General features: G+C 44.1%; 20 protein-coding genes. 16 read left to right on the forward strand and 4 right to left on the reverse strand.

Features of this window, described 5'->3' with window-relative positions:
* From dnaA to KA717_00025, 5 genes are all read left to right on the forward strand, one after another.
* Positions 1 to 1,368, forward strand: coding sequence for a chromosomal replication initiator protein DnaA (dnaA, locus tag KA717_00005; protein ID UXE61458.1), 1,368 nt, complete (start codon positions 1 to 3; stop codon positions 1,366 to 1,368).
* 115 nt (positions 1,369 to 1,483) lie between these two features.
* Positions 1,484 to 2,587: a calcium/proton exchanger gene (gene cax, locus KA717_00010; GenBank protein UXE61459.1), complete on the forward strand. Its 1,104-nt coding sequence runs from the start codon at positions 1,484 to 1,486 to the stop codon at positions 2,585 to 2,587.
* 183 nt (positions 2,588 to 2,770) lie between these two features.
* Positions 2,771 to 2,962, forward strand: coding sequence for a hypothetical protein (locus KA717_00015; protein ID UXE61460.1), 192 nt, complete (start codon positions 2,771 to 2,773; stop codon positions 2,960 to 2,962).
* A 27-nt stretch (positions 2,963 to 2,989) separates the two neighbouring features.
* A complete protein-coding gene (gene cobQ, locus KA717_00020) occupies positions 2,990 to 4,492 on the forward strand; it encodes a cobyric acid synthase CobQ (protein UXE61461.1) in 1,503 nt (500 codons plus the stop codon).
* Positions 4,492 to 4,731, forward strand: a complete 240-nt coding sequence (locus KA717_00025; GenBank protein ID UXE61462.1) for a (2Fe-2S)-binding protein — start codon at positions 4,492 to 4,494, stop codon at positions 4,729 to 4,731. The genes cobQ and KA717_00025 overlap by 1 nt, the downstream gene beginning before the upstream one ends.
* A gap of 6 nt (positions 4,732 to 4,737) precedes the next feature.
* Here KA717_00025 and KA717_00030 read toward each other — a convergent pair whose 3' ends face one another.
* On the reverse strand, positions 4,738 to 5,832 hold the full coding sequence (locus KA717_00030; GenBank protein UXE61463.1) for a TIGR00303 family protein: 1,095 nt from the start codon (positions 5,830 to 5,832) through the stop codon (positions 4,738 to 4,740).
* A 658-nt stretch (positions 5,833 to 6,490) separates the two neighbouring features.
* Here KA717_00030 and KA717_00035 point away from each other — a divergent pair.
* The 5 genes from KA717_00035 (at position 6,491) to KA717_00055 (ending at position 14,500) form a co-directional block, all read left to right on the forward strand.
* A complete protein-coding gene (locus KA717_00035; GenBank protein UXE61464.1) occupies positions 6,491 to 7,633 on the forward strand; it encodes a response regulator in 1,143 nt (380 codons plus the stop codon).
* Positions 7,634 to 7,642: 9 nt separating this feature from the next.
* Complete coding sequence (locus KA717_00040) at positions 7,643 to 8,002, forward strand: response regulator (GenBank protein ID UXE61465.1); 360 nt, start codon at positions 7,643 to 7,645, stop codon at positions 8,000 to 8,002.
* 54 nt (positions 8,003 to 8,056) lie between these two features.
* The gene (locus tag KA717_00045; GenBank protein UXE61466.1) at positions 8,057 to 8,527 is read left to right on the forward strand and encodes a CheW domain-containing protein; all 471 of its coding nucleotides are present in this window, start codon (positions 8,057 to 8,059) and stop codon (positions 8,525 to 8,527) included.
* A gap of 17 nt (positions 8,528 to 8,544) precedes the next feature.
* On the forward strand, positions 8,545 to 11,544 hold the full coding sequence (locus KA717_00050; protein UXE61467.1) for a methyl-accepting chemotaxis protein: 3,000 nt from the start codon (positions 8,545 to 8,547) through the stop codon (positions 11,542 to 11,544).
* A 130-nt stretch (positions 11,545 to 11,674) separates the two neighbouring features.
* Positions 11,675 to 14,500: a hybrid sensor histidine kinase/response regulator gene (locus tag KA717_00055; protein UXE61468.1), complete on the forward strand. Its 2,826-nt coding sequence runs from the start codon at positions 11,675 to 11,677 to the stop codon at positions 14,498 to 14,500.
* Positions 14,501 to 14,516: 16 nt separating this feature from the next.
* Here KA717_00055 and KA717_00060 read toward each other — a convergent pair whose 3' ends face one another.
* From KA717_00060 to KA717_00070, 3 genes are all read right to left on the reverse strand, one after another.
* Positions 14,517 to 15,839 (reverse strand): S41 family peptidase, encoded by a 1,323-nt coding sequence (locus tag KA717_00060; protein ID UXE61469.1) that lies wholly within the window; start codon positions 15,837 to 15,839, stop codon positions 14,517 to 14,519.
* 215 nt (positions 15,840 to 16,054) lie between these two features.
* On the reverse strand, positions 16,055 to 16,519 hold the full coding sequence (locus KA717_00065; protein UXE61470.1) for an NUDIX hydrolase: 465 nt from the start codon (positions 16,517 to 16,519) through the stop codon (positions 16,055 to 16,057).
* Positions 16,482 to 17,216 (reverse strand): hypothetical protein, encoded by a 735-nt coding sequence (locus KA717_00070; GenBank protein UXE61471.1) that lies wholly within the window; start codon positions 17,214 to 17,216, stop codon positions 16,482 to 16,484. Before KA717_00070 ends, KA717_00065 begins: the two co-directional genes overlap by 38 nt.
* A gap of 153 nt (positions 17,217 to 17,369) precedes the next feature.
* On the opposite strand from KA717_00070, the gene folD reads away from it, so the two are divergent.
* The 6 genes from folD to KA717_00100 all read left to right on the forward strand — a co-directional run bounded on the left by folD (position 17,370) and on the right by KA717_00100 (position 24,492).
* Positions 17,370 to 18,245 carry a bifunctional methylenetetrahydrofolate dehydrogenase/methenyltetrahydrofolate cyclohydrolase FolD gene (folD, locus tag KA717_00075; protein UXE61472.1) on the forward strand — a complete coding sequence of 292 codons (876 nt, stop codon included), beginning with the start codon at positions 17,370 to 17,372 and terminating at the stop codon, positions 18,243 to 18,245.
* 79 nt (positions 18,246 to 18,324) lie between these two features.
* Positions 18,325 to 18,915 carry a Maf-like protein gene (locus tag KA717_00080; protein ID UXE64927.1) on the forward strand — a complete coding sequence of 197 codons (591 nt, stop codon included), beginning with the start codon at positions 18,325 to 18,327 and terminating at the stop codon, positions 18,913 to 18,915.
* A 158-nt stretch (positions 18,916 to 19,073) separates the two neighbouring features.
* Complete coding sequence (locus KA717_00085; GenBank protein ID UXE61473.1) at positions 19,074 to 19,592, forward strand: hypothetical protein; 519 nt, start codon at positions 19,074 to 19,076, stop codon at positions 19,590 to 19,592.
* 113 nt (positions 19,593 to 19,705) lie between these two features.
* On the forward strand, positions 19,706 to 21,307 hold the full coding sequence (murJ, locus tag KA717_00090) for a murein biosynthesis integral membrane protein MurJ (GenBank protein ID UXE61474.1): 1,602 nt from the start codon (positions 19,706 to 19,708) through the stop codon (positions 21,305 to 21,307).
* 27 nt (positions 21,308 to 21,334) lie between these two features.
* The gene (gene serS / locus KA717_00095; GenBank protein UXE61475.1) at positions 21,335 to 22,621 is read left to right on the forward strand and encodes a serine--tRNA ligase; all 1,287 of its coding nucleotides are present in this window, start codon (positions 21,335 to 21,337) and stop codon (positions 22,619 to 22,621) included.
* Between the two features lie 74 nt (positions 22,622 to 22,695).
* The gene (locus KA717_00100; protein UXE61476.1) at positions 22,696 to 24,492 is read left to right on the forward strand and encodes an SWIM zinc finger family protein; all 1,797 of its coding nucleotides are present in this window, start codon (positions 22,696 to 22,698) and stop codon (positions 24,490 to 24,492) included.
* Positions 24,493 to 24,537: the final 45 nt, after the last annotated feature.

Raw genomic sequence — 24,537 nt, forward strand, 5'->3', positions numbered from 1 at the left:
ATGCTGATACCTCCTCCCCCATCCCTCTGGCCAGACGCGCTAGAATGTCTGCGATCGCGGTTAACGCCTCCAGCTTTTGACACCTGGATTCAAACGGCCAGTTTGCAAGCGGTTCAGGACAATTATGTTGTCATTCAAGCGGCCAATCCCTTTGTCTTAAATCATTTGCAAAAACACTATATTCCCCTATTAGTGGAAATTTTTAGTGATCTATTGGGCTGTGCAGTAGAGATTCAATTAACCACAGTGGATCGTGAAAATATTGCTATTGTCAATGGTAATGAAAAAAAACCTGGGGTAAACCGAGAAGATATTCTGAAAAATCCCCAATTAAACCCTAAATATACCTTTTCCCGCTTTGTCGTTGGCCCCACTAATCGCATGGCCCATGCTGCCTCCCTCGCAGTAGCCGAGTCTCCTGGGCGAGAATTTAATCCCCTTTTTCTCTGTGGTGGGGTGGGTTTAGGAAAAACTCATTTAATGCAGGCGATCGCTCATTACCGACTAGAAATGTTTCCTGATGCCAAAGTATTTTATATTTCGACGGAACAGTTTACTAATGATCTGATTACCGCTATTCGTCAGGACAGTATGGAACGGTTTCGGGAACATTATCGTTCGGCGGATTTTTTACTAATTGATGATATTCAATTTATTGAAGGCAAGGAATTTACCCAGGAAGAATTTTTCTATACCTTTAATACGCTGCACGAAGCCGGAAAACAGGTGGTGCTGGCCTCCGATCGCGCTCCAAAACGTATTCCTTCTTTACAGGATCGGCTGATTTCTCGCTTTTCGATGGGATTAATTGCCGATATTCAAGTCCCCGATCTGGAAACTCGCATGGCCATTTTACAAAAGAAGGCTGAGTATGAAAGTATGCGACTCCCGAAGGAAGTGATTGAATATATCGCTACCAATTACACCTCCAATATTCGAGAATTAGAAGGGGCCTTGATTCGCGCGATCGCCTATACCTCCTTGTCTGGTGTACCAATGACGGTTAAAAATATTGTGCCAGTCTTAAATCCGCCTGTGGAAAAAATTGCCGCGTCTCCCATCGCCATTCTACAAACCGTTTCCCAAGCCTACAATTTAAGCGTTGAAGATTTACAGGGCACTTCCCGTCGTCGAGAGATTAGTTTAGCCCGCCAGGTGGGCATGTACTTGATGCGTCAACATACGGATCTGAGTTTGCCCCGCATTGGCGAAGAATTTGGCGGTAAAGACCATACTACGGTGATGTACAGTTGCGACAAAATTACCCAACTGCAACAAAAAGATTGGGAATTAAGCCAAACCCTCTCCGAACTCAGCGATCGCATTAATATTGCCAGTCGTAAAATCAAACCAGAAATTGATCCCTAGTCAAAATTTAGGCTTAATGAGTCGAGACAAGACGATGGACTCCAGTGCGGTAAAATCAACTTAAAGCCAATAAATTTTAGTCTGAATCTTCCAGTTTATTTAACTTATTTAACCCTTGTTTAACCTCAATTTTGAAAAGATCATTGCCGCCCTACTGGTAATTTTTATCCCTCTGTCGATCGCGGCAGACTGGTTGCAATGGGGCAGTAGCTACGTTTTTATCTATTCGGCCTGTTCCATTATTCCCCTTTCCATTGTCCTTAGTACTGCTACCGAAAAAGTGGCAGTGGTGACCGGGCCATCCCTAGGCGGCTTAATTAATGCTATTTTTGGCAGTGCGACAGTTTTGATCATCGCCCTCATTGCCCTGCGGGAAGGCTTAGTTGATATTGTTAAAGCTAGTATTACCGGCAGTATTTTAAGTGACCTCTTACTTTTCCTCGGATTGGCGATGTTAACCGGTGGTCTGCGCTACAAAGAACAGGAATTTCAACCAATTTTAGCGCGAGTCAATGGTTTATCTATGACCCTAGCGGCCATTGCGATCGCCTTACCGACCTTAGTGATTAACACCTCTAATATGGTTAATGGAAAGGTGATTAGTCATTTATCGATCATCGTGGCAACAGTTTTAATTATTGTTTATGGCTTAACTTTATTATTCTCGTTAAAAACCCACAGTTATCTCTATGATGTGGGACTAGCCATTAAACGATCCCCTCATTCTCCTGCCGAAAAACCAGAAGAGGACGAACGCGATCGCCTTAGTTTCTGGATCATTATTTTACTGACTGCCACGATTGCTGTGGCCTTTGAATCCGATTTATTTGTCAATGTCATTGATTCTGTCACCGATGGTTTAGGTTTGACTCCGCTATTTACTGGGGTTATTTTGCTGCCTCTCATTAGTGATGTGGCCGGCATTGTCATTGTCATTCGCTTAGCTTTAAAAGATAAAATGGATCTAGTTGTTGCTACCGCAACGGGTGATAGCCTCTTAGTTTCTCTTTTTGTTGCACCGATTTTAGTCTTAGCCGGATTGATTATTCATCAAGGCATGGATTTGAATTTTAATCCGTTTGAAGTCGTTGCCTTAGCCGTTGCCGTTACTGTCACTAATTTAATTAGTTTTAGCGGACGATCTAATTGGTTGGATGGAACGCTACTATTAGCCACTTACACAATTTTAGGCGTTGCTTTTTTCTATCATCCTGCTTAATAGTATGGTTCTTCGGTATTTGTTATGCTAAATATGAGGTTATCTACTCCAAAACCTATGCCAAGAAAGGGAAACCCTTTCTTTACACTCAATTCATGCCAAATTAACTGACAGTTTTAACCGAAAACCTTATATAGCAAGGATTTTAGGAATTGATAAAATGACTGAGCATAGTAACTACCGATGAACCAAATAAAAACTTTAAAGCCAGAAGCTCGACGGATGGCTGTAAGGTTGAAAAAAGTTATTCGTATTGCCTCACAAATACAAGAAAATTTAAGTTCAAATCTGATCACTAAGGTCGAACTAGATCTTCGTTTAGCTGATGCCGAATCCGCCTTAGAATACTATCATGAAATAGTTGAGAAACAATAGAATCTCCAAATCCAAATTCAGATATTTATGAAAGCAATTATGGTAGTGGGGACGACCTCCAGTGCAGGCAAGTCTTTTCTCACAACAGCCCTTTGTCGTCTATTGGCCCAGCAAGGTTGGCAGGTAAGTCCATTTAAAGGGCAGAACATGGCCCTCAATGCCTACGTTACCTTAACCGGAGGCGAAATGGGCTATGCTCAGGCAGTTCAGGCTTGGGCAGCGGGCGCAACACCCAGAGTCGAAATGAATCCTATTTTACTTAAACCCCAGGGTGATATGACTTCCCAGGTCATTATTAAAGGGCAGGTTGTCGGCACCACTGGAGCCAGTGAATACTATGAAAAATATTTCGATCGCGGTTGGCAGGCCATTACTTCCTCTCTCGATCGCCTCAAGGAAGAGTTTGATGTCGTTGTCTGTGAGGGAGCGGGTAGTCCGGCGGAAATCAATCTCAAACATCGAGATTTGACCAATATGCGGGTTGCTAAATATCTCAAGGCAGCAACGGTGTTAATTGTGGATATTGATCGAGGTGGGGCCTTTGCTCATGTCGTTGGCACTCTTGCTCTTTTGGAGCCGGAAGAACGTCAACTGATTAAAGGAATTGTTATTAATAAATTTCGGGGCCAGCGATCGCTCCTAGAGTCAGGGATCACTTGGCTAGAAGATTATACTGGCATTCCCGTGCTAGGGGTTATCCCCTATACCAATACATTTTTTCCGGCGGAAGATTCCCTCAGCCTTTTTGAGCATTCTACCCGTCCCAAGGAATCAGATCTAGAAATTGCTATTATTCGACTGCCTCGGATTGCAAATTTTACCGATTTTGATCCCCTAGAGTCTGAACCGAATGTTTGTTTGCGCTACGTTAATCTCAATAGTTCTTTCGGCTATCCCGATGCAGTGATTTTGCCAGGCTCTAAGACCACGATCGCGGATTTAACGGCTCTACATGAGAGTGGCATGGCGGAAAAGCTTAAAAATTATGTGGCAGCAGGTGGAACAGTATTAGGATTGTGTGGTGGCTATCAAATGTTGGGCCGACAAGTACATGATCCCGATGGTTCAGAAGGAGGCAAAGAACGGTGTGCCGGTCTTAACTTTTTACCAATGGAAACCCTCATTTCCCGTGAGAAAATCACCCGACAACGCCAATCGATCTCTCTCTATCCTCAATCCGGTTTACCAGTTTTAGGTTATGAACTTCATCAAGGCATTACCCGTTTGATCCGCTCCTCTGATCAAGAAATTTTAAAAGATTTCCATCCTATTTTTGAAGATGATAATCTAGGAATTGTCAATACCAGTCAATCGATTTGGGGCTGTTATTTACACGGGATCTTTGATAACGGTTCTTGGCGACGGTCTTGGTTAAATGTTCTGCGTAAACGTCGCGGTTTACCCACGTTACCAACGGGTATTAGCAATTATCGAGAACAGCGTGAAGTGATGTTAGACAGTCTGGCTGAGTTAATTAAAGAGTTTGTCAATTTGTCTCCTTTAATTCAATACCTGGGAGAAGAAGATTAATGAGTGTCAATGTTCATTTTCTCCCTGATGATATTACCATTATTGCTGAAGCAGGAGAACCGATTTTAGACGTGGCGGAACGGGCCGGCGTATTTATTCCCACCGGCTGTTTGTTGGGTTCTTGTCATGCTTGTGAGGTGGAATTAGAGGATGGAACCCCTATCTGCGCCTGTTTAAGTGCTGTACCTAATGATGTCAAATCCCTTAGATTAACCCTTTATGCTGATCCGGTTTGGTAAACAAGACTAGGAATTAATTTTGTGGCTTGTATCTAATAAATTTTCAATTTGTTTAACCAATGTGTCATTGTCCCAGTTTTGATATAAATGGGCGGCGATCGCGGCGGCTCCAGCCCCAACCCCTTCCTTCACAAAGCCCTCTTCATAGATCTGTAATTGAGGATAACGAGAATGACTAAAATTGAGTTGAGTTGCCATTAAACAGACCGGCGCAAGTAATGTTGCTAAACTCACCGTATCTCCGGTTGGATCTTCTGCCACCCAGCGTGTAGTTCCGACGACAATTTTAGCCAGATTAACTAGAATTTTTCGTGTCTTTAAAATGGCCTGAATAAGGGCATAAACCGCTAACATTTGGGTTCCGCCTGCCAAGATCAACCCCACTGTTTGACTCGCCGCGATCGCCATTCCTGCACAGACAATTTGCATCGGATCGCCCACGGCGGCCACAATGTTGAAAGGATCGGATAAATCCTGGGCTTTTTGTAAACCTTGTTGAACAATGTCCCATTTTTGTTGATGGTTACACTGGGGATGACTACTATTCACCTTACCCAAAGCATCTATCCCCAAAGCGGTTAAAACGGCTAGAGCGGTGGTTGTTCCTCCGACCACACATTCACTTAAAATTAGATAACTTTCTGGACAATTCTGGGCTAATTGTTGACCCCACATTAAACCCTGCTCAAATAAATATTCCACTGTCGCCAATGGTAAGGCCTGACCAGTGGATAAACAGTTAGCGGCTAATCCTCCCAAATCAATACTGGGAACAGTCGGGGCGATCGCCAAACCCGTATTGAATAAATGGACTGGAATTTGTAACCTGTCCACTACGGCACGGGTAATCAGGACGGGAGAAACCCCAACTGTCAATGGTGGCAAAGGATAGGTAGGATTAGGTAAATAACCATTCATTAAAAATTCTGCATCGGCGATCGCGGTATATTGACGATCCTGGGGAGTCGCTCCTGCGGCTGAAATCCCAGGAATCAGACCAGTAGCCGTAAATCCTAATAGACAGACAAAATGGGGACAGCAACCTTGATACCGTTGTAGCCAGGCTTTTCCTAATGAGACTTGAGTATAAATCTTGATCATCTAAATGTCGTTAATAAATGATGATTCCTCAAAACACTGTAATCTAGAATACTCTTAAGGCTCTATAAATCCGTTAGTGTCTTTATTTATTCGCGCTCCAGATTTAGGCTTTCTGAAACCCTTATACAGTAAGGCTCGATTTTTTATCTTTGACCCAGCGTGAAAGATTCGTGACACTAACATAAATCTACTATTATGGGTAAAAACTATATCTAAGTGTCACTAACCCCGTCCTAAAGGTGCGGGGCCTGCCCAGACCAATCTAGGCGACGCAAGTAGCGACTACCGCGTCGAGACACAGCTTGGAACAGACTTCCGAATACTTCCCTAGTTCGGACTATCTCTAAGCCTTATTGGTAAGGTGTTGTCAGACAAGGCATCTTAGCTGTGTTGCGGGAAGGGACTTAGACAAGTTTGCTGGTTCTTGCCCTTATCGGGATTTTCAAAAACTTCCCGCAAGGGAAAACAAAGTAAAGCCGTCCTAGAAAGACGGGGTTTCAAACCCATTTTTTTCGATAACACAAATACGTCAGATAGTTAATAACACAAATACGTCAAGTAGTTATTTCAATACTTGGAACTAATTACTTTTTTTTTCAATAACCCCTAAATACGATAATTTATACAGTAAGGTAATCAAATATTGGTTGTGACGACTATGACCCCGCCCCAACTCAGCCCCCCGAACCTGGCCCAACCTGAGGGAAGCCTGTATAAGGTTCTGCAAAAACTGATTGTCAATCAAGCTTCTGGAAAGTTAATTATCCATAATCCCCAGGACAACTCTATCCATTGGCGTATTTACCTAGGTAATGGCAGAATTCACTTTGCAGGCAGCGAAACTGGTCATTCGGAACGTCTTAACTACTTATTAGGACGTTATGTACCGGACAAAAACTTTAGTTTGCCTGGCAACGTGGCAGATGATTATCAGTACCTTTGTGAACTATGGCAATCTGGAGAATTTAGTTTTCAACAAATCCGCTCGATTTTAGCAAAGTTTACCCAGGAAGCTTTGATTCAAATTCTTTCTCTAAAACAGTCTCTTTGTTATTTTGAAAATATCGTTGGATTAGAGCATCTTTTACTGTACCTTAATCTCAAAAAATTAATGCTGCCAGTAGAGCAGCAAATCAGACATTGGTTTACCTTACGAGAGGAAATAGGTTCTCCTTTTCAACGTCCTCGAATTGTCAATCAAGATAAAATACGTCAGTGGGGTGAACGCCATTTCCAAGCCGAAACCCAGAAATTAGGACAATTTCAGCGATTCCAAGAACTTCTTGAGCAGCAACAGTGTCTTTATTTCCTCGCAAGTCGTACCAATACAAGCACAATTAATTTAGCTGTCACCTTGCAACCTTTGATCAAAACAGGTTTGGTCGAAATGCAACCCTATGTTTTGACCCAAAGTGATGATCGTCCCGTTGTTGCTTGCGTTGATGATAGTCCTGCTATCCAACGAGTGGTTAAATTTACCTTAGAGGCTAGTGGGTATCGAGTGGTAAATATTAAGGAACCATTCAAAGCCCTAACAACCCTACTACATGCCAAGCCGGATCTAATTTTAATGGATATTAATATGCCTGAGATTGACGGATATCAGCTTTGTAGTTTGTGTAATAAATCTTCTGCCCTGAAGGATATTCCTATTATCATGCTCACAGGCAGAAGCGGAATTCTTGACCGGGTTAAAGCTAAAATGGTCGGGTCAGTCGGTTATATTTGTAAACCCTTTCTTCCCCAGGAATTAGTGCAAGCAATTAATTCCTATGTACCTGTAAATCTTCATTCCGCTTAGGGGTAATCCATGAAAAGAATTTTAGTCGTAGAAGATTCCAAGTCTGAACAGCTTTTGATCTCAGGGTTGTTGAAACCGTTGGGAGAGGTTGTTGCTTTCGACAATGGTGAAGCAGCTTTAGTTTGGCTAGAAGAAAATCCTAGTCCAGACTTGATTTTTTTAGATATTGTAATGCCCGATATCAGTGGTTACGATCTTTGTCGAAGGATTCGTAACAAGCTAGAGAATGTTCCTATCGTTTTTTGTTCTACCAAGAGCGAGGATTATGACAAGTTCTGGGCCTTGCGACAAGGAGGAAATGCCTACGTAACCAAACCCTATAGTCCTAGTGATCTTGTTAAAACCGCTAAGGATTATTTAACAAAATAAAGAAAAAATCTTGAGTCGATGACGTTTGGAACAGTAATCCCTCAATTTAAGCTTATGTTGGTAGATTTTTTTCAGGTTGAACTCGATCAATCTCTTGTCTTGGCAATTCCCTTAGAAAGAACAGCAGAAGTTTTGACAATGCAATGGTCTGAGCTTTGTCCCATTCCAGGAATCTGTCCAGAATTATTAGGGGTTAGTAATCAGCGGGGACGGTTGCTCTGGATGCTGGATTTAATGTATCTGTTAGGTCTGAAATTAAGTGAACAGCGTCTCGTTCGGACAGAAAAATTAACTTCAATTGTTTTAACCAGAGATAACCTACGGGTTGCCGCTTTTGTTTCCAAGCTCAAAGGTATTATTAGTCTCGATCAAAGTAATATTCAGTCTCATCATCATCCTTGTTTTATCGGTCAAGCTGCTGTAGAAACAGAAGCAAGATTAATCCCGATCTTGAATGTTGATGTGGTATTTCAAGCTTTGCAGGGAAACACTCTCAATTCATCATCCTTAGTCCCCTTAACTTAAGCTCCCTTAGCATAACTATGACTGCGATTCAATCTCTTCCATCTGAACAAGCTTTTCCAGCAGAAATCTTGGAATTGCAAGCCAATGTTGCCCAAAATCCTGAAGATTTGGTGGCTAGAATTACTCTGGCTAGTGCTTTAGAACAAGCTGGTTTTTTATCAGAGGCCGCTCTACAGTATCAAGCTATTCAATCCTTAGATACCGATCAAATTTTTACTGCAACGGCAGAGAAGGCGATCGCGGGCATTAATGCTAAGTTGGAGGAAGTTAAGCAGCCCTTATCCTCAGAGAGCTCTAGACACTCTTATCGTCAGGGCAATGGGGAGAATAAAGCCAATACTTTTCAAGGGAATGAAGCAGATGTCGTGCTCACGGCAGCAAACTCAGATTCAGAACGTTTTTATCCCGACGAAGTTCTCGTGTTGCAGACTGCTGCGGCAGAAAATCCTTCGGACTTGGTGGCTAAAATCACCTTAGCCAATGCCCTAGAGCAAGCTGGCTTTTTAGCAGATGCAGTCCTTACCTATCAACAAATCAAAGCTCTTGATGGTGAAGGTATCTTTAGTGGCACGGCCGACAAGGCCCTAGCCGATCTTCAAATCAAATTAGATCGGCTTGCCGAGGAAAAACAAGTTCGCCGTTCCTATCGTCAGGGACGCATTGATTCAGGCTCAGAAGAAGAACTAGCCGCCCTAGAAAGTCAATACGATGAGATGGTCGCGAAGGGGCAACAATCAACGCCCCTGAACTTAGTTCAAAGTCTTAAAAATCTACCGATCGCCTCGAAACAATTTGTTGCCTTTTTAAGTTGTAGTACTATTTCTGTTGTTGCCGTTGTGGGAGCCGGGATGGCAATCTCGCTATTAGCAGGACGAACCCAATTACGGAGTCAGGCTGAGGCTGAATTAGCCGTTACCCAGGGCAACTATGCCATTAAAATTAACCAAATGGGTTTTGGTTTTCGGGGACAATCCGATAACCCCGCGATTATTGCCGCCGCTCAATTCTATAGCCAGGGTCAACCTGTGCCTGAGTCTCTTCAGAAACAAATCAGGGGCATTCTGAAGAATGAAGTAACCTCGCGGGTCATTGAATACGCCACCCTAGTCGGGCCAGATAAAAAGATTATTGTGAATGCCAATACGAATCGTCAGGGACAAACCTTTGATCCAAATGGTCTGGTTAACTTAGTCTTAAAAAATCAGTCTAGTCGGCAGCTAAAAGCCAGTGCCACTGTTGACCCAAAAGAGGTGGAACAGGAATCGCCACCGATGCTGCCAGAATTTAGCAAACAAAATAACCTGATCCGCTACACCATTACACCCGTTCGTGATCCCAATACGCAGCAGATACTGGCTGCCCTAGTTTCGGGGGATATTGTCAATGGCAAGGAGCCTATTGTCAAAGGAACAATTGATGCTTTTGATGGCGGATATAGTGCCATTTACTTTGCTAATCCCAATGGTCAACTAGACCTAGCGACCTCAATACTCGGTGAGTCAGCCCGCACAGCCAATAATTCACCCCAATTCCTCAAAAATATTCCCCTGCCGGATCTATCTCTTGTTAAACAGGCCCAAAAAGACCCAGAGAACAATGTTACTGGACGGCTCAAAATTCAGAATCAAGACATGACAGTCGCTGTCAAGGCAATTCCCGATGCGGAGGGCAAACCCGTCGCTTTTCTAGTCAGAGGAACACCAGAGACGAATTTAGATACGCTATTAAAAGGAACCTTTTTGTTGCAATTGACGGTCGGGTCATTAACCTTAATCTTTTCTGCCTTAGTAGCCTTGGTTTTGAGCCGAACTTTGACCAAACCGTTAAAAGAACTTCAGGTCACGGCTCAACGTTTGGGGGCTGGAGAAACAGGGATTCGAGCTAATATTCAATCGGAAGATGAAGTAGGACAACTGGCCGCTACCTTCAATGAAATGGCAGATCGGGTCGAAACCTATACCCAATCGATTCAAGAAACCGCTCAACAACGTCAGCAAGAAGCAGAATCCCAACGCCGACAAAAAGAAGAGCTTCAGCAGGGGGTAATTCGGCTTCTCCTTGATATTGAAGAAGCTTCTAAAGGGGATTTAACGGTTAAGTCCCAGGTAGAAACGGGAGCGGTGGGTTCCATTGCCGATGCTTTTAATGCCACGATCGCCGGATTACGTCGTCTGGTAGAACAGGTATTAAAAGCGGCAAGTCAGGTGAATACTGGAGCACAACGGAACAGTAATTCGATTACCAACCTTTCCTATAAAGCTATTTCCCAAGCCCAATCCATTGAATCAGCCACCCAATCCGTAGCAGAAATGGCCCAATCCATTGAATCGGTTTCCGATACTGCCCAGAATGCAGCGGCGATCGCCAGACAGGGCAACGAAGCCGCTCAACAGGGTCAGGTAACGATGGATCAAACGGTAAACAGTATCTATAAAATTCGCGGTCGGGTTGCCGAAATTTCCAAAAAATCGAAACGCTTGGCAGAATCTTCCCAGGAAATTTCCAAAATTGTTAGTATTATCGCTGGCATTTCGGAAAAAACCAACTTACTCGCCTTTAACGCTTCCATTGAGGCAGCCAGGGCAGGTGAAAATGGTCAAGGTTTTCGGATCGTAGCCGATGAGGTACGACGACTAGCGGAAATGGTGACAGTGTCGGCTCAGGAAATTGAACAGGTTATTCTTCGGATCCAAGAAGAGACTGCCGAAATGACCAAGATGATGGAAGAAAGCACCTCAGAGGTGGTCACGGGGACTCAACTCGTTCAAAACACCAAAGAAACCCTACAAAATCTGACGCAAATTAGCCAGGAAATTGACTCTCTCTTAGCGTTAATTTCTAGTAATACTGAAAGCCAACGCTTAACGTCAAAAAATATCACTGAGACCATGCAGAAAATCGCCAACGTTTCTAAAGAAACCTCTGAACGCTCTCAAGTCGTGTCTGAATCCCTGCAAGACCTCGTTAATATCGCCTTAGAGTTACAGAATTCTGCGTCCCGCTTCAAGGTGGAATAATTGGGGTGAAACGTTGATAGTTAAAGTTTAATAGTACTTAAACTCTCTGGGCTAAAACCCTGCCATCTAAACAACCTGATCTCCAAACTGCCGGATCTCTAAACCCTGACCTTTAAACCCTGAAACCAAAATGCTAGATGCCGCAACATTAGAAGCAATTACCCAGGAAGCGCGACAGGCCTTTTTAGATGAGGATGCACCCGAATGCTTAAGTTTACTGACAACTGGGCTTCAGCAATTAGAAGGAGCATTATTAAATGCCAGTGCAGGGACACTCAGGCTCATCTATAAAGATTTAAGTCGGGCGGCTCATTCCCTTAAAGGGGGAGCTGGGATGGCAGCTTTGCCAACATTGCAGCAGCTTTGTCATGGCATGGAAGATCTATTTGATGCCTTGGAAAAGGGGCAAGGGTCGGATACAGCCACGGCTTTAGGACTTTTAAGTTTAGCCACCGAGGAGGTCCAGAATCTTATCGATTTGGCTATGACGGGACAGATTGATTCTGGAGATGGCCCACCCCCCGAAATCGCTGTCGCCCTAGCCGAATTTTTGACGACCTGTACTTCTCCAGGGGAGGAGGATATGAATATAGGGGAAGTCAGTGATTTTATTAAAACGGCCTTAAGCCTTGAATTGGAAGCTTGCTTAGAGAGAGTTGAAAAGGTTTTAGTCCCCAATACTAATCCAGGTTTGTTGAAAGAACGGTTTAAGGTATTGGCGGAAGAATGTACGCTATTAGGTCAGGCTTTGAGTTGTCCCTGGTTAGAGCAAGTCATTACCCATAGCCATCAGATACAATCCCAAGGCATTCTCTCCTTAGCAGAATTAACCCCTTTGGCGATCGCCGAACTGCGTCGATTACGTTTCCAATTTTTAGCGGGGCAGGAACCGAGCCTATCCGTTGAGTTCCAAAATCTCTTGTTCCATTCGGAGGGGATGCTAGAGCCGGTTGAGGGAATACCGACCATAGCAGAGAGTCCCAGGACGGTTCCATTAAAAACGATGCTTCCCGCCGACCAGCCCCTCATTCCCGTCTTCTCCCGACCGGTCTCCACTCCCTCAGAGATTACCGAAACTCTCTCTCCAATTCCCAATCCCGAATCCGTAATCGGACGACAGAATTTACGCATTCCCCTAGAACGGGTCACTCGCATGAGTAATACCATCAGTGAGTTACTCATTAACCATGAACGTCTTTTGATCTATGACAAACAGCTTCGTCAGGCCAGTCGTAATCTTAAACAACGCAGTCAACAATTGGTTCCTATCCGTGAACAAGTGGAATCCTTGTACGACGAATTAACCTTTTCGGAACAGACTAGCAGTAGTAGCAGTATTAAAACCAATAGGTTGAGTGAACTGGCGGAATTTGATGCCCTAGAATTTGATAGTTATACCAGCGTTCATACCATCTTGCAACGCTTTCAAGAATTGATGGTGCAGGTACAAGAAATTCAAGAGGATATTGATCTCGTAGAACGGGATCTTCAGGAAACCCTGATCCATGTCCGTCAATCTCTAGATAGCTTAGATGGGGATTTAACCCAATCTCGCCTCGTTCCCTTTGGAGCTTTAGCAAAATCCTTTATCCAACCCCTCGAAAAACTCAGCCAGCGTCACCAAAAGTCTGTCCGTTTGGAAATTGCGGGAGAGACTATTCTGGTCGAATTGGTCATTCTAGAACAATTGCGGACTCCTCTAACTCATTTGATCCGTAATGCGTTTGATCATGGTTTAGAATTTCCGAAGGAACGGCAAGCCTTAGGCAAGAACAAAGAGGGTACTATTACCCTAGCCGCCTCGATCGCCAGTAATCAGGTGATGTTAACCATTACCGATGATGGTCGAGGGGTTAATCTGGCTAAAATCCGTCAACGAGCGATCGCCCTAGGTTTAATTTCAGAGAACGATACGGTAGAGAATAGTCGAGAAAAGCTGCTGGATTGTATCTTCTCACCGGGTTTTTCTACCGTCACTAATGTTAGTGAATTATCTGGTCGAGGCTTAGGGCTAGACATTGTTACGCATCTGGTGGAAAGTCTGCGTGGAACGATCCGTTTGGAAACCCAGGAAGGGAAAGGTAGCCGCTTTATCATTCGTATCCCTTTAACCCTCAATATTCTGTCCGTTCTGCTGGTGCGATCGCAGCAGAAAGTTTTGGCCCTGCCCTCTCAAAGTGTCTTGCGGATGTTGCCCCTGGGAGACTTTCCCCTCACGGATGGCTTCATTGAATGGGAGAATCAACGTCTATTAGTCCATTCCCTTCACGAACTGTTAAGCTATTCGCCATTACATCGCCTAGAAAGCAAGCAAGTCCAACCCAACAATGTGGGCTTAATGGTGGTTGTTAATGGCCAGAACGCCGTTATTGCCATTGAGGAAGTGATCGATGAACGTCCTCTGGTGGTCAAAGCCCTAGATCCCATTACTCCCTTACCGGCCTTCCTAACGGGTTGTGCTGTCTTAGGAACAGGGGAAGTTGTCCCTATTTTAATTCCAGAAAACTTTGATAGTCTCTGGCAGCAACAGACGAGTAATGAGACTCGCAACCCTCCTCATCCCGATCCGGATTCCCGTAACCATCAACGTTCTATTTTGATTATTGACGATTCGATTACGGTACGGCGAACACTGCAACGTATTCTGACCCGCTCTGGTTATGAAATTATCCAATGTCGAGATGGAAAGGAGGCCTGGGAATTATTAAACCGACAAAACGAGAGCATTGATCTGGCCATTTGCGATCTGGAAATGCCGAATATGGATGGTTTCTCCCTGTTGCAACTGATTCGGACTCATGCCGTTTGGAAATCGTTACCGGTGGTCGTGTTAACTTCGCGGGAGAATGATTTACATCGTCAACGGGCGATGGGTTTGGGAGCAAACAATTATCTAACCAAACCCTTTCAACCGAATAAGTTACTAGAATTGGTGGGTACTTTTATTAAAGATTAATCAGAAACGCCTAACCTTATTCTGGTAAGGCACCGACGGGTTTCGGACTCGTTATCGGTTGGCTAAGATTAGAACTGTAATGTTGTAGTACCGCGATCGCCTTAATATATTGCGGATCCGCGTTGGTTCCTATCAAAGTCGGATCATTGCGAAGGCGTAACTGCTCATCGACTGATAGATCCAGATAGACATCGGGACTAATACCCTTGTGATTAATATCAGTACCACTGGGAGGATAATAACGGGCGATCGTCACCGCTAAACCAGAGCCATCGGATAAAGAATGAACGGATTGGACTAGTCCCTTGCCGTAGGTAGTGGTGCCGACAATGGTGGCTCGTCCGTTTTCCTTGAGGGCCCCTGTTAAAATTTCGCTGGCACTGGCCGATCCCTGATTCACTAAAATCACTAGGGGCAAATTGGTGATCTCTGTGCCATTGGCCGAAAAATGGCGATCACCGCCCTTGCGATCAATGGTGCTAACAATCTCACCTTTTTTGAGCCACATCCGCGCAATATCCACACTGGCAAACAGTAGTCCCCCTGGATTGCCTCGCAGATCAAGCACATAGCCTGAAATTTTCTTTTTGTTCAGATCCTCAATGGCCAACTTCATCTGTTCTGCTGAATGGGAACTGAACTCATCTAGGCGAATATAGCCAACCCGTAAAGGGCCTTCCTGATTAACAGTATAACTGACCGAATCTAATTCAATTTGGGCCCGTTTGAGGACAACATTAAATACACCTTTCCCCTGACGCGCAATTTGGAGATTCACCTCCGTTCCCACTTCACCTTGAATTTCCTGACTGGCCTGATCAAGATTCATCAGGGCTGCGGGCTTACCATTAATCCGCACAATGCGATCGTCAGGTTGAATTCCAGCCTTCATGGCAGGAGAATTTTTGATCGGTTCCAATACCTTTAAATCACTAGTACGTTTATCCAGCACTAAGCGCAAGCCAACCCCAGACATCTCTCCAGATGTTTGATTAGTCAGCATGGCAAAATTATCAGGGTCAAGAAAACGGGTATAGGGATCATCTAACTCCTTCAAGGCCTGGGCGATCGCCTTATAGGCCTGTTGCCGATTCTCATAATGTTGACTGAGTAAATCCTGACGTTTAGCCAACCAATCCGTGTGATTAAACCCCTTATCAACAAATTCATTATTGACGATTTGCCAGACCTCATCCACCACCGCTTTCGGACTATCCTCTAGGACATCCACAGCGCGAGTCGGGTGGGCTTGTTGCTTAACAATGGGCTGAACAGAACGCTCTGTTTTAGGCGTAGTACTCAAGGCGGGAGCCAGAAATGCTCCTAGACTCAAGGCCACCAGGGTCGCTTGAACACAAACTTGAGCAAAAGAAAAAGGGGATTTAATAGACTGGCTCATGGATAGATGAGGGAGGAACCCATAAAAAATTAGTATGACTAGAAAAGCGGCCAAGGGGAAAACACTAGTCTGCTTGAATCATAGCAAAACTAAACTGAAATTAGCAGAGGATTTGTTAAGTTTTGTCTAAGAGAAAATATTTCGCCTTCCTTCTATTAATTTAATCTAGCTTCTAAAAAATCGAGTAGAATTCTCTGGTGTTTTGGCCCCAGGGGACGAGTTTGTTGAGCCTGAGCAGAATAAACTTGACCTGCAATAATAGCTTCTTTGGATACTAAGGCAAAATCCCAACCTTCCTGTAAATTTAATTGCGTGAGAGGAACTGTTAAAGGGGCATAGAAAACATGACGAATTGCTGCCTCATCCTGATAACAGCTAAAATATTGAGGTTGAGTTAACTGGAAAGCAATTTCTTCCCGAATTTCCCGTTTAACAGCAATTTCAGGACTTTCATTTTGCTCTAGATGGCCACCAAACAACGTCCAATAACCTGGATAAAGAATCGTCGGAATATCATCTCGTAACTGTAATAAAAATTCTCCTTCCCGATAGAGAATCGCTAGGGCAACTTCAGGAATGGATTTATTTGCTAAGTTCTTTGTGGGGCAGGAAGCGTTCATCGGGATTAAATTTGACCTTCGATGATGGTTTTGGTGTACTTTGAACCGATATTTGGGGAGAAGATTTCGGTGACGGTTTAATCCCAGGGCTAGGATTAGGAACGGGAATCTTAACAGATGGAGCTCTGGGAGAAGGGCTAGGAGAAGGGCTAGGAGAAGGGGCTGGACTGGGGATCGAACTAGAAGACGGAACAGGTGTGGGACTGGGGGCCAGTTCAATGCTAGAAGACGGAGCCGGTTCGGGACTGGATATCTGAGCTTGTATGCCTGGACTGTGGGTCTGATTGGTAGCAGGTGGCGGCAGAATCACACTAGCGGTTTCTGGTTGCTGTTCAATTTCCAGCACATAGGACTCACCCAATTTGTCCTGACCGATAAAAATGGCTTGATAGGCCAATTCTCCTTTAACGGTTAGGGCCGTTCCTTTTTTCGGCAAGGGTTTATCCGTTTTTATCCAAACCGCTCCAGTCCCATCTTGCAGTTGGTAAGCTCCTCCCTCTAAAAACGGTGCGAGGTTGACCACAATGCCTTTAAGATAGACAACCCGTTGATTACTCAATTGGCTTAAGGTATTGATGCTAACGTATTCCTGGGAAGCCAGACCAAAGGGGTTTAAAGGGCTGCAACTTAACATTAAACCACTGAGCAATAAAGATAAGCTAATTCTGCGCCAAGGCTGATTGAGAAAAACGGTCATGATTCAGTTAAAAATACACCTCAATTAAGTTATCTTAGCGATAGACTGTCCACTCGATTAGATCTAGAAGATTTTGTCATAATTCTTGGGGTCTCTCAAGGGACTGCTTTTTGCTGTTTAATCTTAATGTCCCTTTCTCTGTCCTAGGTAGCCATGAGTCAAATTTTAGATGGTAAAGCCCTTGCCCAAAAACGTCAGCAAGTACTACAGGCTGAAATTCAGGATTTATGGCCACGCTTAGGTCGTCCACCAGGGTTAGCGGTTTTAATGGTGGGAGATAATCCGGCAAGTGCTGTCTATGTTCGCAATAAGGAAAAAGCCTGTGAAAAAATTGGGATGCGTTCCTTTGGTCAACATTTTCCGGCGACGACCACTCAGGCAGAATTAGAGGCCGCTATTCAAGCGTTAAATGAAGATCCTTTAGTGGATGGCATTTTGGTGCAGTTACCTTTGCCGCCTCATTTAGATGCAGTTAAATTGCTACTAACTATTGATCCCGATAAAGATGCCGATGGACTGCACCCTGTTAATTTAGGACGATTGGTGCGGGGTGAACCAGGACTACGCAGTTGTACACCGGCGGGGGTCATGGCCTTGCTGGCGGAGTATGAAATCGAGATTGCTGGTAAACGAGCGGTGGTGATGGGCCGCAGTATTCTGGTGGGTAAACCCTTGGCTTTAATGTTGTTGGAAAAAAATGCAACGGTCACGATCGCCCATTCCCGAACCCAAAATTTAGCGGAACTCACCCGTCAGGCGGATATTTTAGTCGGTGTGATCGGCAAACCAGCTTTGATCACGGCAGATATGGTCAAACCAGGGGCAATTGTTGTTGATGTGGGTATTAATCGGGTGGAACAGCCTGATGGTAAGGGCAAGATTGTCGGGGATGTGGATTTTGAAGCGGTAGCGGCGATCGCGAGTTATATTACCCCCGTGCCAGGCGGAATCGGCCCTATGACAGTAGCGATGTTGTTACAAAATACCGTGGCTAGTTATCGGGCTAGAGCGAACATACTCAAGGTGTAGGTGTGTTGCAAACCGGCTGTCAGGACATGACTTAACCCAAAATGCAGAACACCATCCTACACAAAAGAGAGTGCCCATGATGTTGCCGACCTTTGTTCTTGCCTCTGCTTCTCCTGCCCGTCGTCGTTTATTGCAATCCATTGGCATTGATCCAGTGGTACGTCACAGCAATTTTGATGAGTCCCAGATTGACCATGATGACACAATTACACTTGTGGAAGATCTAGCCCAGGCAAAAGCAGAAACCGTTGCTGTGCAGTTTGAGCAAGCCCTAATCCTTGGCTGTGATTCCTTGCTGCTGATTGAGGGCCAGTCCTACGGGAAACCGAATTCTCCTCAAACCGCGATCGCCCGTTGGCAACAAATGCGGGGAAAAGTAGGAACACTATATACCGGACACGTACTAATTGATCAAGGTCAAGGGAAAATCCTGCGTTGTTGTGGTGTTACCCAAGTGACTTTTGCCAACATTGATAATCAGATGATTACCGCCTATGTGGAAAGTGGCGAACCCTTGCAATGTGCCGGAGCCTTTGCCTTAGAAGGAAAGGGAGGACTATTTATTGAAAAAATTGAAGGTTGTCATAGTAATGTCATTGGTTTGAGTTTGCCCCTACTCCGTCAGATGTTGACTGATTTGGGCTATCGGGTCACGGATTTTTGGCAATAAGTATAAAAGCTTATTTTCCAGCCAAGCAAGTAAACAAATGTAACAAAGAAATGAGCGATTTGGGGAAAATTGTAAAGTTATTTGTCAAAGGAGATTTCCCCTCAAGAATTTTCTCAATAATGAAATTAGACCCATTCTTCATGGTCTAACGAGGAAATATGAACACGCTTACGAAACAACCTGTCGAAAGTTTAAATTGGCCAATGATTGTGGTGCTTACCTTAAGCTTTTGGCTCAGTGCTAGTCTCGTCATTGATTTAGTCGTTATTCCAGGACTATTTGCATCGGGGATGATGCAGGAAGCAGGGTTTTTGGTAGCAGGCTATTTTATTTTTGGTGTTTTTAATCATCTTGAATTGCTCTGTGCTGCCCTGATTCTTTCTGGATTTTTGTTCTTTTACCGTTCTCATCATTTTTCGGCCACCAAGGAAGGCTGGGCTATCTTTTTGGCTGTGTTGCTATTGGCGATCGCCTTAACCGATACTTATGGATTAACCCCCGCCCTCAGTAGTTTCGGTTTCGAGATGAATCTCTTTAATGGCAATCCCACTATGCCCTCTGGCATGATGACCATGCACGGATTTTATTGGAGTTTAGAATTGCTCAAGCTATTGCTAGGGACGACTTTACTCCGTTGGTGCTATCGCGATGTTCTGTTGAGTGAATTGCATAAATAAGATGGATGGTTAGGCGATCGCCGCTTTTAGGATTGCGCTACTGATGCTAGTTACCACAGGAAGTCCACCTCAATGTGACATAATATATCACGTTGTATCAGTTGTATGTCGCAGTGTCTAATTCCGGCAAAGCCACTCGCTCTTTAGCGGGAATCGCAGGGATTGTTGCCTTTGCAACCTTAATCAGCAAATTTTTTGGGCTAGTACGTGAACAGATCATTGCGGCGGCCTTTGGGGTGGGGGCAGTGGTCAATGCCTATTCCTATGCCTATGTCATTCCTGGATTTTTGTTGATCCTCCTCGGTGGCATTAATGGCCCCTTCCACAGTGCCTTAATCAGCGTTCTTTCTAAACGAGATAAATCCGAAGCGGGGCCACTAGTGGAAACCGTCACGACCCTAGTGAGTAGCATTTTACTGGTTGTAACCATTGTTTTAATTATCTTTGCGAGTACTTTTATTGATCTGCTCGCCCCAGGTCTAGATCCCCATTCCAAGGCGATCGCGGTTCAACAATTGCAGATCATGGCTCCCTTGGCATTACTCGCAGGATTAATTGGTATTGGTTTTGGAGCTTTAAACGCCGCCGATCAGTATTGGCTCCCTAGTATTAGTCCTCTACTGTCTAGCATTACTGTCATTTTGCCCTTGGGAATTGCCCTAGCCTATCTCGGCCCCAAATTGAATACGCCCCAATATGCTCTCCTCGGTTCCTTATTATTAGCGGGGGGAACAATGGCGGGCGGCGTTTTACAATGGTTGGCCCAGATTGCGGCTCAGGGTAAAGCAGGAATGGGAAAACTGCGACTTCGTTTCAACTGGAGGACTTCAGGGGTGAGTGATGTCATGAAGGTGATGATTCCCGCTACCCTCTCTTCGGGAATGCTCTATATCAACGTTTCTACTAACCTCTTTTTTGCCTCTTTTATTGAAAACGCGGCGGCATCCATGCGTTATGCCAACTTTATCGCGCTGACTCCTCTGGGGATTATTTCTAACATGATTTTAGTCCCTTTCATGCCAATTTTTTCCCGATTAGCCGCCCCTGAAGACTGGCCAGAACTGAAGCTAAGAATCCGTCAAGGTTTATTGTTAACTGCCTTAACCATGTTGCCCTTGACTGCTATTTTTATGGGACTCTCTGGGCCTATTGTCCGTATTATTTATCAACGTGGAGCCTTTAATGCCGATGCCTCTCGTGATGTCATCCCCGTTTTAATGGTCTATGGCGCAGGGATGTTTTTCTATTTGGGACGAGATGTTTTGGTTCGGGTTTTTTACGCCTTAGAAGACGGCAATCTTCCTTTTCGAGTCAGTGCCGTCAATATTTTTCTCAATGGCTTACTTGATTTTCTGTTTTACAAACCCTTGGGTACATCCGGTTTAGTCTTGGCGACCGTTGGCGTTAACGTTGTTTCTATGCTTATTTTTCTGGTAATTCTGAATCGTCGTCTCAATGGCTTACCCTTTGGAGAATGGTCAATATCCCTTTTGAGTTTGACAGGAATCAGCGCGATCGCGGGACTTGCGGGTTGGGGAGTCAGTGGACAACTCGAAAAAATGCTGGGGACGGGTAATTTAGTTTTAGAATTATTACAGTTGGTCTTATCTTGTACTGTTGTTGTGGGAATTTTTGGTATCTTCGCTATGCAATTGAAGTTGTCAGAAGTGGACATATTAACAGAACGTATCACCAAAAAATTCAAAAAATCCTAGAATTTCCCCAAGGAGGAAAATTTATCCGTGTTAGATATTAAACAAATTCGTGATAATCTCAGTTTAATTGAAGAAAAATTAAATAATCGTAACAGTACGGCAGAATATGGTGAAACACTACAAACCATTTTAAAATTAGACCAACAGCAACGGGAATTAGAAGTAACCCGCACTCAGTTAAATGCTCGGAGTAACGAAATCGGAAAATTAGTCGGTCAAAAAAGTCGTCAAGAAGGAAGTTCAGAAGAAGTTGCCGCACTAAAAATAGAAGGTCAAGAGATTAAAAATCAGGTTGGTGAATTAGACCCCCAGGAAAAAGAACTTAAAACGCAATTAAGAAATTTACTCTTACAATTACCCAATTTACCGAGTGATTCTACTCCCATTGGGAAAGATGAAAGAGAAAATGTAGAAATTCGTCGTTGGGGCGATGAATATTTGCCGACTAATGTTAATATTTTGCCCCACTGGGAAATTGGAGAAAAGCTCGGTATTCTTGACACGAAAAAAGCGGTTAAAGTTGCCCAAAGTCGTTTTGTGAGCTTGATCGGAGCGGGAGCCGCCCTAGAAAGAGCCTTAATTAATTTCATGTTAGATAGCCAAATCAATGCGGGTTATCTGGAAGTTTTACCCCCTATTTTAGTGAATAGTGATTCTCTAGAAGGCACATCCCAACTCCCTAAATTTGCTGAAGATCTTTTTCAATGTAAAGATGATAATTTATGGTTGATTCCTACAGCAGAAGTTCCCGTCACTAATCTTTATCGAGATGAAGTTTTGGAAGCCGATCAATTGCCCATTAAACATTGCGCCTATACCCCGTGTTTTCGTCGAGAAGCAGGGAGCTATGGACGGGATACGAAGGGATTAATTCGGCTACATCAATTTAATAAAGTTGAATTAGTCAAACTGGTTAAACCTGAAAATTCAGCCGCAGAACACGAAGCTCTAGTTCAAAATGCAGAAGCGATTTTACAAGCTTTAAAATTACCCTATCGCGTCATTGAATTATGTACGGGAGATTTAGGCTTCGGGGCGGCAAAATGTTATGACCTAGAAGTTTGGTTGCCATCTTCAGAAAGCTATCGAGAAATTTCCAGTTGTTCTAATTTCCATGATTTTCAAGCTCGTCGTGCTAATATTCGCTACAAGGAAAAAGGTAAAAAAGGAACCCAATTTGTCCATACCTTAAATGGTTCGGGTTTAGCGGTGGGTCGCACCATGGCCGCTATTTTAGAAAACTATCAACAGTCAGATGGTACGGTAAAGGTTCCAGAGGTTTTGCAACCTTATCTAAAACGCGAAACCTTATAAACGGCGATCGCCCCTCAATGCCGAGTTAACCGTAATCCTCTAAAATTAAACTATCTTCAAACTCTTCTCTGGCCATGACCCTTCCCTACTTCAGTGAAGCCATTCTGCAACGCAACGCTAATCCTAAATCCTATCAGCGCGGCGAACAATATTATTTACAAAGGGCTGTGGAGTCTCTGACCCAGCGCGGCCAACTGCTATTGGCAATGGTTGGAGGCAGTGAAGATAATCTCTATCAAGTGACCATCGAGTTTGAGGAAGATGATATTGCCTCGGCCTACTGTACCTGTCCCTATGATTATGACGGTTGGTGTAAGCACATCGTTGCAACTTTACTCACTGCCCTACGTCAGCCCGCTAGAGTAGAGGAACGTCCTACCCTAGAGCAACTTTTAGAGTGTCTTAAACCAGAGCAAATTCCAGATTTACTTCGGGAAATAGCAGTAGATAATCCAGAAATACTCGACAAAATTGATCGGTGGGTCAGTCGTCTATCGGTGGTTCCTACCCCATCCCAGCCGGAATTGTCATCAGTACCGTCAGCCCCAATTCCCAAAATTGATGTGGTTCCTTACCGTCGTCAAGTGCGTCAAATTTTACGGGATGCTATTCGCAATTTGGAGGATGGTTGGGAAGAAGATCCGATTCCTCAAGAACTCTATGAGTTGATTGAAGAAGTCCCAATGTTTTTGGCAAGGGGAGATGGCCAGAATGCGATCGCCATTTTAGAAGCAATTACCGCAGCCTGTGCAGAAAACTGGGACGATGTTGACCAATACGGTGCCGATAATGACGATGTGGTGGCCAGGCTTAATGAAATTTGGGCAGAAGCTTTCCTCCTCACAGAATTGACTCCTTCCCAGAAGACTAAACTGCAAGCGAATCTCAAACAATGGGAAAAAACTTGGCGGGCGGATTTTTCGATGAGTTTGGCAGCATTGCACCAAGGATGGGACGATCCTGATCTCAAGCGGATTTTAAGGGGTGACATTAGAACAACAACAGTTGAACAAGAGGAAGTTCCCGATTATGCGCCCGATCTAGTTCTCATTCGCTTAAAAATTTTAGAAAGTCAACGAAGATATACCGAATATCTCTATCTAGCTGAAGCAGAAGGACAAAATGAAGCTTTTCTGACCATGTTGGCCCGTTTGGATCGCATTGATGCTGTGATGGAAGCGGCTGACACAAAATTGCAAACCATGGAACAGGCTTTGGCGGTGGCCAAGGTGTTGTTAGTGCAGGGAGCACCTGAACAAGCACTTCAGATTGCTCAACGTGGTTTAATTTTGCCAGGTAATTGTACCTACCAATTGGCCAATTGGGTGAGTGAAATGGCTGAGGAGTTAGACCAACCTGACATTGCTCTAGCGGCTAAAATTAAGGCATTCCAAGCACAGCCCAACTTTACTGACTACCATAAAATCGAGAAAATGGCTGGGGAAGATTGGCCTGTCCTCAAAGAAGATTTACTGGATTTTCTCCGCCTCGACAGCAATGACTGGTTTAGTAGCGTCATGGAAGCGAAAGTGAATATTTTTCTGCAAGAAGGATTAGTAGAAGATGCGATCGCCATTGTTACGGAGATGAGTTCTTACCAGTCAACTTTAATCCATCAGGTTATGGATGCAGCGATTGTGGATAACCCGGAATGGGTCATTGCCAATGCTAAACCTCGCGCGGAAAAGATTATGGATGCTAAAAAAGCAGAATATTATGATCAGGCGGCTCAATGGCTCCAAAAGGCGAGAAATGCCTACTATCAAGCAGGAAAACAAGCAGAATGGTCAGCCTATCATAGCGAACTGATGCGAGTTCATAGTCGCAAACCTAAACTAATGGGATTTTTGAAGGAAGCCAAGCTTTATTGATCTAGTAAAAATTTAGTAAACGTCCTGTAAAAATTCTGTAAAAAT

Source organism: Woronichinia naegeliana WA131 (assembly GCA_025370055.1).
Lineage (GTDB): Bacteria > Cyanobacteriota > Cyanobacteriia > Cyanobacteriales > Microcystaceae > Woronichinia > Woronichinia naegeliana.

What these genes read in the sequence shown, in the direction of transcription:
- dnaA (UXE61458.1), top strand. Translation starts at nt 1, where the DNA reads ATGCTGATACCTCCTCCCCCATCCCTCTGGCCAGACGCGCTAGAATGT.
- KA717_00015 (UXE61460.1), top strand. Translation starts at nt 2,771, where the DNA reads ATGAACCAAATAAAAACTTTAAAGCCAGAAGCTCGACGGATGGCTGTA.
- cobQ (UXE61461.1), top strand. Translation starts at nt 2,990, where the DNA reads ATGAAAGCAATTATGGTAGTGGGGACGACCTCCAGTGCAGGCAAGTCT.
- KA717_00025 (UXE61462.1), top strand. Translation starts at nt 4,492, where the DNA reads ATGAGTGTCAATGTTCATTTTCTCCCTGATGATATTACCATTATTGCT.
- KA717_00030 (UXE61463.1), bottom strand. Translation starts at nt 5,832, where the DNA reads ATGATCAAGATTTATACTCAAGTCTCATTAGGAAAAGCCTGGCTACAA.
- KA717_00035 (UXE61464.1), top strand. Translation starts at nt 6,491, where the DNA reads ATGACCCCGCCCCAACTCAGCCCCCCGAACCTGGCCCAACCTGAGGGA.
- KA717_00040 (UXE61465.1), top strand. Translation starts at nt 7,643, where the DNA reads ATGAAAAGAATTTTAGTCGTAGAAGATTCCAAGTCTGAACAGCTTTTG.
- KA717_00045 (UXE61466.1), top strand. Translation starts at nt 8,057, where the DNA reads ATGTTGGTAGATTTTTTTCAGGTTGAACTCGATCAATCTCTTGTCTTG.
- KA717_00050 (UXE61467.1), top strand. Translation starts at nt 8,545, where the DNA reads ATGACTGCGATTCAATCTCTTCCATCTGAACAAGCTTTTCCAGCAGAA.
- KA717_00055 (UXE61468.1), top strand. Translation starts at nt 11,675, where the DNA reads ATGCTAGATGCCGCAACATTAGAAGCAATTACCCAGGAAGCGCGACAG.
- KA717_00065 (UXE61470.1), bottom strand. Translation starts at nt 16,519, where the DNA reads ATGAACGCTTCCTGCCCCACAAAGAACTTAGCAAATAAATCCATTCCT.
- KA717_00070 (UXE61471.1), bottom strand. Translation starts at nt 17,216, where the DNA reads ATGACCGTTTTTCTCAATCAGCCTTGGCGCAGAATTAGCTTATCTTTA.
- folD (UXE61472.1), top strand. Translation starts at nt 17,370, where the DNA reads ATGAGTCAAATTTTAGATGGTAAAGCCCTTGCCCAAAAACGTCAGCAA.
- KA717_00080 (UXE64927.1), top strand. Translation starts at nt 18,325, where the DNA reads ATGTTGCCGACCTTTGTTCTTGCCTCTGCTTCTCCTGCCCGTCGTCGT.
- KA717_00085 (UXE61473.1), top strand. Translation starts at nt 19,074, where the DNA reads ATGAACACGCTTACGAAACAACCTGTCGAAAGTTTAAATTGGCCAATG.
- KA717_00100 (UXE61476.1), top strand. Translation starts at nt 22,696, where the DNA reads ATGACCCTTCCCTACTTCAGTGAAGCCATTCTGCAACGCAACGCTAAT.